This window comes from Streptomyces sp. NPDC007983 (genome assembly GCF_042958345.1).
GTDB lineage: Bacteria > Actinomycetota > Actinomycetes > Streptomycetales > Streptomycetaceae > Streptomyces.
On record NZ_JBIBJI010000001.1, the window covers coordinates 710556 to 725226 of the forward strand.

The 14671-nt window shown below is 70.8% G+C and carries 11 protein-coding genes; 6 read left to right on the forward strand and 5 right to left on the reverse strand.

Features of this window, described 5'->3' with window-relative positions:
• Positions 1-51: 51 nt before the first annotated feature.
• Both ACFZCY_RS03365 and ACFZCY_RS03370 read right to left on the reverse strand, forming a co-directional pair.
• Positions 52-2019, reverse strand: coding sequence for a BTAD domain-containing putative transcriptional regulator (locus tag ACFZCY_RS03365; protein WP_391168995.1), 1968 nt, complete (start codon positions 2017-2019; stop codon positions 52-54).
• A gap of 1 nt (position 2020) precedes the next feature.
• On the reverse strand, positions 2021-3313 hold the full coding sequence (locus ACFZCY_RS03370; RefSeq protein ID WP_391168997.1) for a M18 family aminopeptidase: 1293 nt from the start codon (positions 3311-3313) through the stop codon (positions 2021-2023).
• Between the two features lie 190 nt (positions 3314-3503).
• On the opposite strand from ACFZCY_RS03370, the gene ACFZCY_RS03375 reads away from it, so the two are divergent.
• Positions 3504-4253 carry a glycohydrolase toxin TNT-related protein gene (locus tag ACFZCY_RS03375; RefSeq protein ID WP_391168999.1) on the forward strand — a complete coding sequence of 250 codons (750 nt, stop codon included), beginning with the start codon at positions 3504-3506 and terminating at the stop codon, positions 4251-4253.
• Between the two features lie 17 nt (positions 4254-4270).
• Complete coding sequence (locus tag ACFZCY_RS03380; protein ID WP_055545815.1) at positions 4271-4636, forward strand: hypothetical protein; 366 nt, start codon at positions 4271-4273, stop codon at positions 4634-4636.
• 79 nt (positions 4637-4715) lie between these two features.
• Here the strand turns inward: ACFZCY_RS03380 and ACFZCY_RS03385 are convergent, their stop codons facing one another.
• Complete coding sequence (locus ACFZCY_RS03385) at positions 4716-6542, reverse strand: acyl-CoA dehydrogenase C-terminal domain-containing protein (protein WP_391169001.1); 1827 nt, start codon at positions 6540-6542, stop codon at positions 4716-4718.
• Positions 6543-6700: 158 nt separating this feature from the next.
• Between ACFZCY_RS03385 and ACFZCY_RS03390 the strand changes: the two genes are divergently transcribed.
• Entirely contained in the window at positions 6701-7198 is a 498-nt protein-coding gene (locus tag ACFZCY_RS03390; RefSeq protein ID WP_123107004.1) for an SseB family protein, read from the forward strand.
• A gap of 131 nt (positions 7199-7329) precedes the next feature.
• Positions 7330-8301 carry a pirin family protein gene (locus tag ACFZCY_RS03395; RefSeq protein WP_391169003.1) on the forward strand — a complete coding sequence of 324 codons (972 nt, stop codon included), beginning with the start codon at positions 7330-7332 and terminating at the stop codon, positions 8299-8301.
• A gap of 93 nt (positions 8302-8394) precedes the next feature.
• On the opposite strand, the gene ACFZCY_RS03400 is transcribed toward ACFZCY_RS03395, so the two are convergent.
• Positions 8395-10896, reverse strand: a complete 2502-nt coding sequence (locus ACFZCY_RS03400; protein ID WP_391169390.1) for an SdrD B-like domain-containing protein — start codon at positions 10894-10896, stop codon at positions 8395-8397.
• 503 nt (positions 10897-11399) lie between these two features.
• Here ACFZCY_RS03400 and ACFZCY_RS03405 point away from each other — a divergent pair.
• Complete coding sequence (locus ACFZCY_RS03405) at positions 11400-12080, forward strand: hypothetical protein (RefSeq protein WP_391169391.1); 681 nt, start codon at positions 11400-11402, stop codon at positions 12078-12080.
• Between the two features lie 18 nt (positions 12081-12098).
• Here ACFZCY_RS03405 and ACFZCY_RS03410 read toward each other — a convergent pair whose 3' ends face one another.
• A complete protein-coding gene (locus ACFZCY_RS03410; protein WP_391169004.1) occupies positions 12099-13442 on the reverse strand; it encodes a NosD domain-containing protein in 1344 nt (447 codons plus the stop codon).
• A 67-nt stretch (positions 13443-13509) separates the two neighbouring features.
• On the opposite strand from ACFZCY_RS03410, the gene ACFZCY_RS03415 reads away from it, so the two are divergent.
• A complete protein-coding gene (locus tag ACFZCY_RS03415; protein ID WP_391169006.1) occupies positions 13510-14661 on the forward strand; it encodes a Dyp-type peroxidase in 1152 nt (383 codons plus the stop codon).
• Positions 14662-14671 lie beyond the last annotated feature (10 nt).

The following is a 14671-nucleotide window of genomic DNA, read 5'->3' on the forward strand; positions in this document are numbered from 1 at the left end:
CCGGCTGCCGAGCGCTAACGCCTCACTAACGCCCCACCGCACGCCCCCTTTTCACGGCGGACCGGCCCCCTCCTGCGGCCCGCCCGAGCCCTCGCCGGACGGCCCCGCGCCCCGGCCGCCGTCGCCCTGGGCGAAGAGTTTCACCAGGTCACTCATGACGTAGCGGTTGGTGGCCTCCTCGTCCAGCAGATGCATCTCGGCAAGCCGCTCCAGGGAGTCCTGGATCAGGTCGGGGTCCGCCCCGGACAGCGCGGCCGCCTCAGCGGTGTTGACCTCCCGGGCGAAACCGGCGCCCAGCGCCCGCAGCAGCTGCGCGTCGTCCGCGGAGAGCCGGGCCACCGAGTTGCGCAGCGCGGCCGCCACCCCGGCGTCCTCCGCCGACAGCAGGGCCAGCCGCCGCCGCTCGTCGCGGAGCGCGGTGGCCAGCCGGGCCAGCCGCCACCGCGGCCGGGCCACCAGCTGGGCGGAGGCGGCGCGCAGCGCGAGCGGCAGCCCGTCGCACAGCGTCACCAGCTCCTCGGCGGCGGCCGGGTCCTCGGCGACCCGGTCGGGGCCGAGCAGCGCGCCGATCAGGGCCGCCCCGTCCTCGGGGCCGAGCGCGTGCAGCCGCACCGGGCGGGCCGCGTCGGTGGCGATCAGCCCGTCCAGCCGGGACCGGCTGGTGACCAGCGTGGCGCAGTGCGGGCCGCCGGGCAGCAGCGGGCGCACCTGGGCCGAACTGCTCGCGTTGTCCAGCACCACCAGCAGCCGCCGCTGGGCCACCAGCGAGCGGTAGAGCGCCCCCGCGGCCTGCTCCGAGGGCGGTATCTGGTCGGCGGGGGTGCCCATGGCGAGCAGGAACTCGCGCAGCACGGCGGCGGGTTCCACCTCCTCGCCACCGCTGAACCCGCGCAGATCGGCGAAGAGCCGCCCGTCGGGGAAGGCGGCGGCGTAGGCGTGGCCCCAGTGCACGGCCAGGCCCGTCTTGCCGACCCCGGCGGGCCCGGTGACGAGGGTGATGCCGCCCTCGGCGGGGAGCCCGGCGGGGGCGCCGCCGTACGGGTGGTCCTGCCCGGCGGCGGGCAGCGCCAGCCGGGTCAGCTCGGCCAACTCCCCGTCCCGGCCCAGGAATCCGGCGGGCGGCCGGGGCAGCAGCTCCGGCGCGGGGCCGGAGGCCGCCGCTGACGCGGCAGGGGCGGCCGGTGACGCCGTCTCACCGCCGACGCGGGGGTCGCGCGGCTCACGCGGGTCGCGGGGGACACGCGGGTCGGGCGGCGGTTCCGCCGCGGGCACCGCCCGCAGGATCTCCTGGTACGCGGCGCTCAGCCGCTCCCCCGGGTCGACGCCCAGGTCGTCGGCCAGCATCTCGCGGGTGCGGTGGAACCAGGCGATCGCGTCGGACTGCCGCCCGGTGCGGTACAGCACCAGCATCAGATCCGCGATCAGCCCCTCGCGCAGCGGATTGCCGAGGGCCGCCGGATGCAGCACCCCCGCCGCCTTCTCGTACTCGCCGAGCGCCCCGTGCGCCCGGGCCAGGGCCTCCACGGCGGTCAGCCGCCGCTCCTCCAGGGCGTGCGCGGCCGCCGCGAACGGCGGGCTGGCCACCGTCCCGGTGAGCGCCGGGCCGCGCCACAGCCCGAGCGCCTGCCGCAGCATCGGCACGGCGTCGGCCGGGGCGGACTCGGGGTCGGCCCGGGCCACCAGGTCGTCGAAGCGCACGGTGTCCACGAGCGAGGCGGGCAGCCGGAGCAGATAGGCGGAGCTGTGGGTGGTCAGCTCGACGCCGTGTTCGTCGGCGCCGCCCTCGGCGAGGGCCGCGCGCAGCCGGGAGACATGGCCCTGGATGACGGTACGGGCGTGGGCGGGCGGCTCGTCCTCCCACAGTCCGGAGACCAACTGGTCGACCGAGACGGTCGAGTTGGGACGCAGGAGCAGCATCGCGAGCACGCTGCGGCGCTTGGCCGGTCCCAGCGGAAGCTCGACGGGGGCCGCCGCGGGGCCTGTGGTCACGGTCACCGGGCCCAGCAGGGAGAAGTCCAACTCAGCCCTCCAGAAAGGCGGTGAGTGCCTTGGCGAGCAGCCGCGGGTCCTGCGCGCCGCACAGTTCGCGCGCGGAGTGCATGGACAGGATGGCGACGCCGATGTCGACGGTGGCGATGCCGTGCCGGGCGGCGGTGATCGGTCCGATCGTGGTGCCGCACGGCATGGCGTTGTGGGATACGAAGCTCTGCCAGGGCACGCCCGCGCGCTCGCACGCGGCGACGAAGACGGCCCGCCCGGAGCCGTCGGTGGCGTACCGCTGGTTGACGTTGACCTTGAGGATGGGTCCTCCGTTGGGCCGCGGGTGGTGGCCCGGTTCGTGGCGTTCGGCGTAGTTGGGGTGGACCGCGTGGCCGGTGTCGGAGGACAGGCAGACGGTGCCCGCGAAGGCCCGCGCCCGGTCCTCGTAGCCGCCGCCGCGCGCGTAGACGGAACGTTCGAGCACGTTCCCGAGCAGCGGGCCGTCGGCCCCGGTGTCGGACTGGCTGCCGTTCTCCTCGTGGTCGAAGGCGGCGAGCACCGGGATGTACGGCAGCTCCGGGCGGGCCGCGGCGGCGGTGAGCGCGGCCGTCCCGGCGTGCACGGACAGCAGGTTGTCCATCCGTGGCCCGGCGACCAGCTCGTGGTCCCGGCCGAGATAGGCGGGCGGCTCGACGCTGTGCACCATCAGGTCCCAGCCCGTCACGTCCTCGGCCGCCACCCCGGTCTCCTCGGCGACGAACCGGATGAGGTCGCCCTCCTCGGCGCTGCCCAGCCCCCAGATCGGCGTCATATGGCGCTGCTTGTCGAGCTTCAGCCCGTCGGTGTTGACGGACCGGTCGAGGTGGACGGCGAGCTGGGGCACGCGCAGCAGGGGTCTGTCGACGGTGACGAGGCGGCTGGAGCCATCCCGCAGGGTGATCCGGCCGGAGAGCCCGAGGTCGCGGTCGAGCCAGGTGTTGAGGAGCGCGCCGCCGTAGATCTCGACGGCGATCTGCCGCCAGCCGTGGGCGCCGGTGTCGGGGATCGGCTTGACGCGCAGATTGGGAGAGTCGGTGTGAGCGCCGACAATCCGGTACGGAGTGGACGGGCTCGCGTCCTCCGGCACGTACCAGGCGACGATCGCGCCGCCCCGCAGCACATACCGCCCGCCCGCCGCGCCGTCCCAGGCCGCCGTCTCCTCGACCTGCCGGAAACCCGCCTTCTCCAGGCGCTCCGCCGTGTTCGCCACCGCGTGGTACGGCGAGGGGCTGGCGCGGAGGAAGGACATCAGGTCATCGGTATGGCCGCGGTCGATGCCGGGGTGTGCGCTCATGACATCAGCATAGATTCGGGACCGCCTTGCCTGCCGGGGTGAGGTGCCCAGGTACGGGTCGTGAGGAGGACCCATCCGTGGGGTCGCGTTGATCCAATCTGATGAAAGCACGTCAGACCGGCGGTATAAAAGTCGCGTATCGGCCAATAGTCCCCTTAACCGCTCACCATCGCACTCAAGGGGACAGCGGATGCGCGTTCTTCGACACCTCCTCCTCATCCTGGGGTCGCTGCTGCTGCTGTGCGGCGGAGGACAGGCCTTGGCACAACCCGCCGGACCGCTCCCCGCCGGACGGCTGCCCGCCCCGGCTCCGGCGCCCAAGCCCTCACCCGATGCAGCGGCGGAGAAGGACGGAGCCGAAGGCGGCGCCAAGGGCCACCCACCCTGTCCCACCACACACCGCACCGGGGGAACCAACTCCGCACCCACACAGCCCTTCCAGCGGTACTACAAGGGCGACTGGCGGCTCGGCCCCGCCGAACTGCCCCGCACGGGCGCGATCGGAAAGATGCTGAAGGGCTACGAGCGGCTGGACGGCCTGTCCGCCTCCGCGTTCTTGACGTGCTACTGGAACGAGCGGACCGGCGGCTGGTGGTACCCGTACCCGGACGGCTGGGTCCTGCTGAACGGCGTACCGCTCAAGACCACCATCACGCTGAAGGCGGGTCAGAAGGTCGACCTCTTCGGCAGCGGTTTCGGCCACTTCCTCGCCCCGGCGGGCACCCCGTACGCGGAGCGTGCGCTGCCGCCGAGCAACCTGGACACCTACGATCCGGCCTACCCCTACGGCTACCACCTCTACGAGGTCACCAAGCCGTTCCTGGTGGACGCCGGGCCCATCCGGCCCTGGTTCGGTCAGCCGGGTGACGGGCTGCAGTATCTGACGGGTCCTTCGATTCCCCAGCTCGTTGCCGCGGGTAACCTGCGGCCGCTGAACTGACCGCGCATCCTGGTCCCGTGGACAGAACGGAACTCGTCCGGGTGCTGCGCGCCGAGCAGGTCCCGGACGCTTTGTACGACATTCCCGGCGTGCGGGACATCGAAGTCCAGCCGGACGCCTACTACTTCCTGCGGCCCGCGCCGGACGGCGGCTGGGTGACGGGGCTGTGGGAGCGCTCGGTGGACAGGGACGTCAGCCGCTTCGCCTCCGAGGACGAGGCGTGCCAGGACCTGCTCACCAAGCTGCGGGCCCGGCCGCGCCCGCCCGGGGCCGGGCAGGAGACGGTGGAGGAGCTGCTGGCGCAGGGCGAGGAGCTGCGGCGCCGGGCGCGTGAGGAGGTGGAGCGGGCCCTGCGGGAGCATCCGCCCGATCAGGAGAGCTGACAAGGCGGGAGCCGGTCGCCCCCCGGTGAAGGAGAGGGGCGGCCGGCTCCCGGGTCTGTCGGACCGAGGGCCGCACGGCTCAGAAAGCGGCCTCGTCCAGGTCCATCAGCTCCTTGGTGACGGACTCGGCCAGCGCGCGCTGCACCGAGACGCCCGGCAGGATCTCGTTGGCGAAGAACTTCGCGGCCGCGATCTTGCCCTCGTAGAACGGCACGTCCTTGGTGGCGGCGCCGCCCAGCTTCTCCGTGGCGACGGCCGCGCCCCGCAGGAGGAGGTAGCCGATCACCACGTCGCCGGAGGCGAGCAGCAGCCGGGTGGCGTTGAGGCCGACCTTGTAGATCGAGCTGACGTCCTGCTCGGTGGCCGAGAGGTCGGTGAGCATGGCGCCCACGATGCCCTCCAGGTCGACCGCGGCCTGGGCGAGCCGGTCGCGGGCCGGGGCCAGCTCCTCGCCGCCCGCGGCCTCCGCCAGGAACTTCTTGATCTCCTCGGAGAGGACGGTCAGCGCCTGGCCCTGGTCCCGGACGATCTTGCGGAAGAAGAAGTCCTGGCCCTGGATGGCGGTGGTGCCCTCGTAGAGGGTGTCGATCTTGGCGTCCCGGATGTACTGCTCCAGCGGGTACTCCTGGAGGTAGCCGGAGCCGCCGATGGTCTGCAGGGACTGCGCCAGCTGCTCGTACGCCTTCTCCGAGCCGTAGCCCTTGACGATCGGCAGCAGCAGGTCGTTGAGGCGGGAGTCGGCCGAGGCGTCCTCGCCCGCGGCCTCCTTGACCATGATCTCGTCCTGGACGGAGGCGGTGTAGAGGACGAGCGCGCGCAGGCCCTCCGCGTACGCCTTCTGCGTCATGAGCGAGCGGCGCACGTCCGGGTGGTGGGTGATGGTGACGCGCGGGGCGGTCTTGTCGGTGAAGGCCGCCAGGTCCGGGCCCTGGACGCGCTCCTTGGCGTACTCCAGCGCGTTGAGGTAGCCGGTGGACAGGGTGGCCATGGCCTTCGTGCCGACCATCATCCGCGCGAACTCGATGATCTTGAACATCTGGCGGATGCCGTCGTGCTTCTCGCCCAGCAGCCAGCCCTTGGCCGGGGCGTCGGCGCCGAAGGTCAGCTCGCAGGTGTTGGAGACGCGCAGACCCATCTTGTGCTCGACGTTGGTCGCGTAGACGCCGTTGCGCTCGCCCAGCTCGCCGCTGTCCCAGTCGAAGTCGTACTTGGGGACGATGAACAGCGACAGCCCCTTGGTGCCCGGTCCCGCGCCCTCGGGGCGGGCCAGCACGAAGTGGATGATGTTGTCGGAGACGTCGTGCTCACCGGAGGTGATGAACCGCTTCACGCCCTCGATGTGCCAGGTGCCGTCCTCCTGTTGGACCGCCTTGGCGCGGCCGGCGCCCACGTCCGAGCCCGCGTCGGGCTCGGTCAGCACCATGGTGGAGCCCCACTGCTTGTCCACCATCAGCTGCGCGATCTTCAGCTGCTCCTCGGTGCCCTCGTCGTGCAGGACGCCCGCGAAGGACGGACCGGAGGCGTACATCCAGATCGGGGTGTTGGCGCCGAGGATCGTCTCGGCCGAGGCCCACAGCAGCGAGCGCGGGCAGGAGGTGCCGCCGAGGCTCTCCGGGACCCCGAGCCGCCACCACTCGGCGTCCATGTACGCCTGGTAGCTCTTCTTGAACGACTCGGGCAGCGGCGCCGTGTGCGTCTTCGGGTCGAAGACCGGCGGGTTGCGGTCCGCGTCGGCGTAGGAGGCGGCCAGCTCGTTCTCCGAGAGCCGGGATATCTCGGCGAGCACGCTCTTGGCGGTCTCGACGTCCATCTCCGCGAACGGTCCGGTGCCGTACAGCGTGTCGCGGCCGAGCACCTCGAAGAGGTTGAACTCGATGTCGCGGAGATTCGACTTGTAGTGCCCCATGGCGACGGCTCCGTAAGGCTCGGGAGAGGCGGGACCTCTTCTTGGCGCGGTATCGATCAGCAGTCCGGCGCAGTCAATCCGGTTCCGCCATGATGCTACCCGTGGGTAATAAAGGGCAACCCTCAACCGGGTAACTGTGACTCAGTACGCTTCGGGGCATGTACGGCTACGACCAGAACGCGAGCGCAGGGCAGGGCTACGCCGCTCCGCCACCTCCGCCGCAACAGCAGCCGCATTCGTCACACCACTCACAGCCGGGTCCCGGCTACGGTGGGCAGCCGCTGTACCCCGAGCCCTCGCCGCCGTCCCTCGCGGACGCGGTGCGCGCCTTCACCACGGGCTCGATGGCGGCGGAGGACTTCCAGCAGATCTTCGCGACCTCCAAGGTCTACTGTCCGCGCGGTGACAACCCGGGTTTCCTCGCGCTGCACAACACCCAGCAGCCGGTGATCCCGATGTTCACCTCGCTCAAGGAGCTGCGGCGGTACGCGGGCAAGGAGTCCAAGTACTTCGTGATCACCGGTGCCGAGGTGATCGACCTGCTGCCGACCGGCTACGGCTTCGTCCTCGACATGGAGGGTGAGCACCGCATGGTCTTCGACGCGAAGGCGGTGGAGCAGATGGTCGACTTCGCCATGCGGCGCATGTATGGCTAGACGCCATCGCTTCGCGGACGGGTGACCCGCACCTCATGCCCCTCGTGTCCCACTAGAGCGGGAATAGGGTCCCTCTTGCGGGTCGTTCAGCCTTCAATTAAGTTGAATGGTGAACGACCGAGGAGGCCGTCATGCCCGCAGTGACCGTAGACAACCCCCTGACCCTGCCCCGGGTCGCTGCGCCCGCCGAGGCGCGTCCCCGCCCGGTGCTCGGCGTCACCACCGCGCCCGGTGGCTTCGAGGGCGAGGGATTCCCGGTGCGGCGCGCCTTCGCCGGGATCGACTACCAGCACCTCGACCCGTTCATCATGATGGACCAGATGGGCGAGGTGGAGTACGCGCCGGGCGAGCCCAAGGGCACCCCCTGGCACCCCCACCGCGGCTTCGAGACCGTCACGTACATCATCGACGGGATCTTCGACCACCAGGACTCCAACGGCGGTGGCGGCACCATCACCGACGGCGACACCCAGTGGATGACGGCCGGCTCGGGCCTGCTGCACATCGAGGCGCCGCCGGAGCACCTCGTCGTGTCCGGCGGCCTCTTCCACGGCCTCCAGCTGTGGGTGAACCTCCCGGCCGAGGACAAGATGATGCCGCCGCGCTACCAGGACATCCGCGGTGGCCAGGTCCAGCTGCTGACCTCCCCGGACGGCGGCGCGCTGCTGCGCGTCATCGCCGGTGAGCTGGACGGTCACGAGGGACCCGGCATCACGCACACCCCGATCACGATGGTGCACGCCACGCTGGCGCCGGGCGCCGGGATAACCCTGCCCTGGCGTGAGGACTTCAACGGCCTCGCGTACGTGCTCGCGGGCCGCGGCACGGTCGGTGCCGAGCGCCGCCCGATACACCTCGGCCAGACCGCGGTGTTCGGCGCCGGCTCCTCGCTGACCGTGCGCGCGGACGAGAAGCAGGACTCCCACACGCCGGACCTGGAGGTCGTCCTCCTCGGCGGCCGGCCGATCCGTGAGCCCATGGCGCACTACGGCCCCTTCGTGATGAACACCCGCGCGGAGCTGCAGCAGGCGTTCGAGGACTTCCAGAAGGGCCGGCTCGGCACGATCCCGGCGGTGCACGGGATGTCCGAGGGCGGGATATAAGGCTCGTCGGGACCAGCCGCGAACGAGCCCCGTCCGGGTACGGACGGGGCTCGTCGGCGCTTACGGGCGGATCACCCGTCTTTCCGTGGTGTCTCAGTGCTGCCCGGCGCGACGCTTCCGGGTCACGAATGCGGCTGCCGCGCCCGCACCGGCCAGCAGGGCACTGAGGGAGATGATCTTCAGCAGGCCGGACGTGCCTGTGTTGGCCAGCGACCCACCGCCTCCACCACTGCCCGATCCTCCACCGGTCCCCGATTCGCCGCCGGTCCCCGAGCCTCCACCGGTCCCCGATCCTCCGCCGGACTGGGGGCCCGGATGGTTGGGCGGCTCGGACGCGGGCGGCTCATGGGACGGCGGCTCGGACGACGACGGGGTGGGCGTCGGCGTCGGAGTCGGCGGTTTCGCCTTGTGGATGTATACACCGGCGTCGATGGTGTGATCGACCTCTCCCGGCTTGTCCGGCGCCGTGACAGGTGCCTGTCCGTCGCACAGCCGCCCGGTCTTCGGCGGGGTCACATTCGAGTCATGAGCCCGGTTGTCACCGGCCCGCGGGAGCGTGAACCGCAGCTTGGTGGCCGCCGGCTGAGTCGGCACCTCGCTGGTGTCCGCGGTACACACATCGAACTGCACCGTGTACTTCGCACCCGGCTTGAGCTCGTAGGCGGCGCCGACGCCACCGAAGTAGTACTCGCCGGCGGCATCGGTCGTGGTCGTGGCGACCTGCTTGCCGTCGGCGTCGAGCAGGTTGATCGTCGCGTCCGGCAGCGGCACCTCGTTGCGCCCCTCGGGGTCCTGGATCCCATTGTGGTCGCCGTCGAACCAGACCCGGTTGCCGATCTGGATCGGCGCGTTCGCCGCCTCATAGGCGATATCGCCGAGCCCACCGGCCTTGCCGAACCCGCTCTGTTCCCGACTGACGAACTGGTACGCGTTGGCGGCCGGAGCGTTGCCCGGGCCCTGACCGGTCGTGACGTTGTGGTAACCGGTCCCGGAGGTCGCGACGTTGACGGTCGGGTCGAACTCCGTGCTGACGACCCACTGCTGCTGCGGAATGTAGGCCACGGACCCCAGCGCGGTCTCTGCGTGAACTCCGTTGCCGAAGAAGTCGCCCGGGAAGTACTCGGCGACACTTGCGTCCTGGCCGCCACCGGTGGCGGGGGTGGCGTGGTTCGGGCAGTTCCCGGTGCCTTCCCACTCGTATTCACCGGTGGGAGTGGCACAGGCCATGTTGATGTCACCGCCGGCCATGCCGTTTTCCGGGGCGTCGTTGTCCGGCCTCGGGTCCAGTCCACCCCAGCTCACGACGTCCATGAACCGGTCGCGGAAACCGAGGACCATCGAACCGTCGCGGGTGAAGGCGAGGGAGGCGAGCTCCGGCTGCGGATCGATGAAGACGTTGCCCACCTTCCGCTCGTCCCAGGTGGCCAGGGAGGTGTTCCACGGGTTCCAGTGGGTGGCCTGCTCGACGTCGTTGGAACCGAAGACGGAGCCGCGCTTGGCGGTGAGCGGCTGGGTCAGCACGGTGTCGAACCGCTCGCCGTCGTAGGCGTAGACGACGGCTTTCAGGTCTTCGCGCTGCTGTGTGCTCTCTGCGCTGCACACGCCACCGACGTAGAGCTTGTTGTCGTGGACCTGAAGACCGAACGGCCGCCAGTCGCCGGGGTTCGCGCAGCCCGGGTCCGGGATGCGCACCGTCGCTTTCGGCGCGGACGCGGTGGCCCCGGTCGCGTCGAAGCTGACCAGGCGCCGGGTCAGCAGGTTCACCGCGTACAGCGTCGAGCCGTCCTCGGAGAGGGCCATGCCGCCGATGCTCTCCTTGCCCGGTGCGTTGGTGAACCCGGCGTCCTTGATCATGTTGGTGGCGTCGTGCGGCGTCACCGTGGCGCCCGGCACCTTCGCGAAGAGGGTCGGCGCGCTCCCGCCGTCGGTCGGCGTGGTGTAGATCGCGTCACCGCCCTCCGGCCCGTACGGGGTGTACCGCCGGGCGAACGCGCCCTGGAACACCCGCTTCTGGTACTTGTCGTAGGCCAGCGCGAACGTCGTGCCCACCTGGTCCTGGGTGTTGAGCGCGGTCGGGCACGCCGCGTCGCCAGGACACGTACCGCGTTTGTCCGTCCCGAACGCCACCAGTGCCCGGGTGTCCTTCCCGTCGGCAGTGTTCTGGATCGGTACGAAATACCGCGAGTCCGGCAGCGCGTAATCGGCCGGATTCCAGACCCCGGTGATGACCGAGTCGTCCTTGCCATCCGACACGTCCACGAATGTCGTGAAGCTGTCGAAGTGGTTTTTTCCCGTCGCCGCCGGTGCCGCCCGCAGATGCTTGTTGTACGGCGCCGGGATGGTGACGTCGACGCGGTACTGGCCGCCGGTCAGTTCGGTCGACGGCGGCACCAGCACCTTTCCGGTGGCGTCCGTGGTGCCGGTGACCTTGTGTCCGGCCGGGTCGGTCACCTGGACCTTCATGCCCCGCTGCGGCACATCCATGGTCGTGTTGATCAGGCCGGTGCCGAAGAAGTCCCGCAGCACCTCGACGGTCAGTGTGCCGTCGCCGGTCGAAGCGGCGGCCGTCCCGACCGTCGCGGCCGTCGCGCCCATGGCGCTGCCCAGCAGCGCGAGAACGCATAAGCCCGCTCGCGCCGGGATTAGTCTCGTACGCACTCTTCTCGCATCCATCTCGCTCCCCTCATGTGAATCGAACACTCGTTTCCAGCCGCGCATCCGCTTTCCGGTCCCGGGGGCGCGCGGCCATGAAAAAGCGCCCACCGCTGTTTCAGTGGGCTCGGCCGCTCTCGGCCGTCTTGGCGAATGTGGAGAATTCGGGGAGGTGATATGCCCCCCGAAACGATTACGGTCAACGTTTCATGAAAATAGCGCAAGAGTCCGAATAGTCATCCCGAAATACCCCACCAGGCACGATACTGTAGCGGGTGGGCATCAAGATCGGGGGGAATCAGGGGATGAATAGGCGGAACGGGTTAGCGCTGCGCCGCGTGGGGAGCGTGGGACTCAAGGGAATTCTCTCGCGGCGCGCGGGCGGCCGTCGCCGGTGGCCGCGGCCGCTCTGGGTGGCGGTCGTCCTCGGCGGTGCGGCTGTCGCGGTGGCCGCGTTCCTGGTCGCCGACAGGGACTCCGCCCCCACCGGCCCCCGGGCATTGACCTCGGATCAGGCGAACCTTCTGGCGGTCACGCGGTTCCGCAACTACCAGGAGGGCGGGCGTGCCGTGACGATCGATGTCCCGGGCACCGCTGGTGGGCTCGTCGTCACCGGATCCATCGACTTCCGTGGCAAGACCGGTTACGGCGTGGTGCGCGGCACGGGGCGCGACGCGTCCAGCGATGGGCTGATCCAGTGGACGGCCACCAGCGTGCTCGTCCACCCGATGGCGAACGCCCCGGCGAAGGCACCGGCACGGCCGCCGGGGTCGGGCTGGTACAGCCGCCCGCTGCGAACGTCCGGCAGTTCGCTGGACAGTTCGCTGGCCATCGCGCTGAAGCTCGGCAGCGACCGGCCGGACAATGCCGAACTACTGCCCCAGAACGGTGCCGCCTGGGTGGGACGGGAGCGGCTGGACGGCCATCAGGTGGACATCATGACCGGGCCGGGCACCCGTGCCAGGTCCGGTACGGCGGGCACCGTGCGCTACTGGATCGGCTCGGACGGCACCATGTACCGGGTGCGCGTCGGCGTGGCTTCCGCGTCGCGGCCGGTGGTCATCGATTTCGACACCCACAAGTACGTTCCTGTCCGGCCGGTGCCCGGAGTCACCCCGACGCGGTAGCCGCCGCAGCGACGCGCCTCAGGGCGTCTTCACCCGCGCGTGCGCGGCGAGCAGCGACGCCGACGGCAGCCGGATGCCCGCCGTGTCCGGGAGCGCCGGAACGGCCGGAACAGCGGTGGCGCCCGTGGTGGTTGCCTTCGGGAACCGCGGCTGTGGTGCGGGCGCCGCCACCTCGGTGAACGGGATACCGCCGGGTGCGGCAGGCTTCGTCCAGGTGCCGGACGGTGAGGGCGACCGGGCGGGACGCGGGCAGGACGCGGTGGTCGCGAGCCGGGCGGGCACCGTCGTTCGCAGATCGTTGCCGCGCAGGCAGTTGCCCCGTCCCTTGGTGGCGGTGGGGAACGTCCAGCCGACGTCAAGGCTGTTGGCGACGAAGGTGTTGTCCAGGATCCGGTTGCCGTCCGGCCGCAGATCAGCGGTCGCGGTGATCACCAGCCCGGCGTTGCTGTTGCCGGTGATGCGGTTGCGGACGAACCGGTTGCCGCTGCCGCCGTCGACGCCGATGCCGATGCCCCACCCGCCGTCGGCCTGTTCGGGGGTCGCCGCCTGCTGGTTGGCCGCGATCAGGTTGCCCGCGATGACGGCGTCCTTCTGCGGGAGCAACTTCTCCTGGTGGTCGGAGTTGGTGGTGAGCCCGACCCGGTTACCGGCGAAGCGGTTGCCGACCACGTACATCTCGCCGCCGGCGTTGGTGCCTTCGTAACCGACCGCGTTGAGTTCGGCGACGTTGTCCCGGACGGCGATGTGACAGGGCCTGCACTGTCCGACGTAGATTCCCGAATCGGCCGAGCCCGACGCGTACGAGTGCTCGATGACACCGTTTTGCGCGGAGAACGCGTAGATGCCGTACAGCCCGTTGCGGGTCGCGGTCACGTGGGAGACCAGGAATGACTTCAGGAAGGTGACGGGTTCGTCGCCGGTGTCGTAGCCGCCGGACTGCCCCGGCGATCCGGCGGCGGCCTTCGCCGAACCGGTGACCAGGACCCCGTTCTGGGTGTTGTTCTTCACGGTCAGGTTCTCCACGGCCACCCCGGGAGCGGTGACGACGACACCGTTCGGCTGCCTCAACCGCCCGTCGATGACGACCTTGTCCCGAAGCGCGCCGCGAAGAGTGATGCGAGCCTTGGAGATCTTCACCGACTCGTGGTAGACGCCCGGCGCGACCAGCACGAGATCGCCGGGCCGGGCCAGGGACACCGCGGCCGAGATCGTCGGGGCGTCGGCCGGCACCTTGATCGTCACATGCTCACCGGGCGGCCGCCGCCCGTCGCTCGATCCACCGTCGTCGGCGTCACAGCCGACCAATAAGGGTGCCAGTGTGCCGAGCACCGCGGCCATCAGGCGAAGCCGGAGACGAGGCATGGCCTCATCCTGGCACGGACACCGTCCCGGCCGGAGGCGCCGGAACGGATATGGCACAGTTCACATTGTGCGCCAAGCCGACTTCAATCCGTCACGTCGCTTATTTCTCGGTGCCACCGGTACGGCGGCGGCCGCCGGCCTCACCGCCGGGTGCCAAGCGCGTCCCGCCCGCCCGGACCGGTCCGACGCCCCCGCGCCGACCCCGCCGGTGTCACCAACGGGCCGGTACCAGGCGGGCATCGCGCGCCCGCAGCCGGCCCAGCCGAACCTGCTGGCCCTGGTCGCCGACCTCGTCGACGCCGCGCCCGTCCGGCCGTTGCTGGCCGAACTCGGCCAGGCCATCCGCACGCTCACCACGGGGTCCGACGCACGGCTGATGGGCCTGCCGCCCGGCGATCTCACCGTGACGATCGGGGTGGGCCCCCGGCTGGTGCGCGCGGTCGATCCCGCCCTCCCCGGCGCGAAGGACCTCCCACGGTTCTCCCGCGAGCGGATCGCCCCCGAGGCACGCGGCGGCGACCTGCTGATACAGATCTGCGCCGGCGACCCCATGGTCGTCACCGTCGTGGCCGCCGCGCTTCTGGAGCAGGCCGGTGACCGGATACGGGAACGCTGGCGGCAGTCCGGGCGCCGCGGTTCGAACGTGCCGGTGCGTCAGGGCCTCGCCGCGCCACGGAACCTGTTCGGTTTCGTCGACGGCATCGTGGGCCCCCACACGAGGGCCGAACAACAACGCCACCTGTGGCTGGCCGGACCGGCTCCGGTCGCCGGCGGCACCCTTGCCGTCCTGCGGCGCATGGAACTCGACCTGCCGCGGTTCGCCAGGCTGCCGGTCGCCGAACAGGAAGCGGTCTTCGGCCGGCACCGGGCCACCGGCGTGCCCCTCTCCGGCGGCACCATCGCCTCGGGCCCGGACCTCGGCGCCAAGACACCGGACGGACGCTATCTCGTCCCGGCGGACGCCCATGCCCGCAGAGCGCACGCCAACGTGGTCGGCGTCGGCCTCATGCTCCGTCGCTCCTACAGCATCGACGGACCCGCCCCCGGCCTGCTCTTCATGAGCTTCCAGAACGACATACGAACGTTCACCAGCACCCTCACCAGCATGGACAACTCCGACGCCCTGCTGGGATTCACGACCACGACGGCCAGCGCGACCTTCCTGATGCTTCCCGGTTTCGACGGACAACGCCCGCTCGGTGACCGGCTCTTCCGCTGAACAGGCCGGC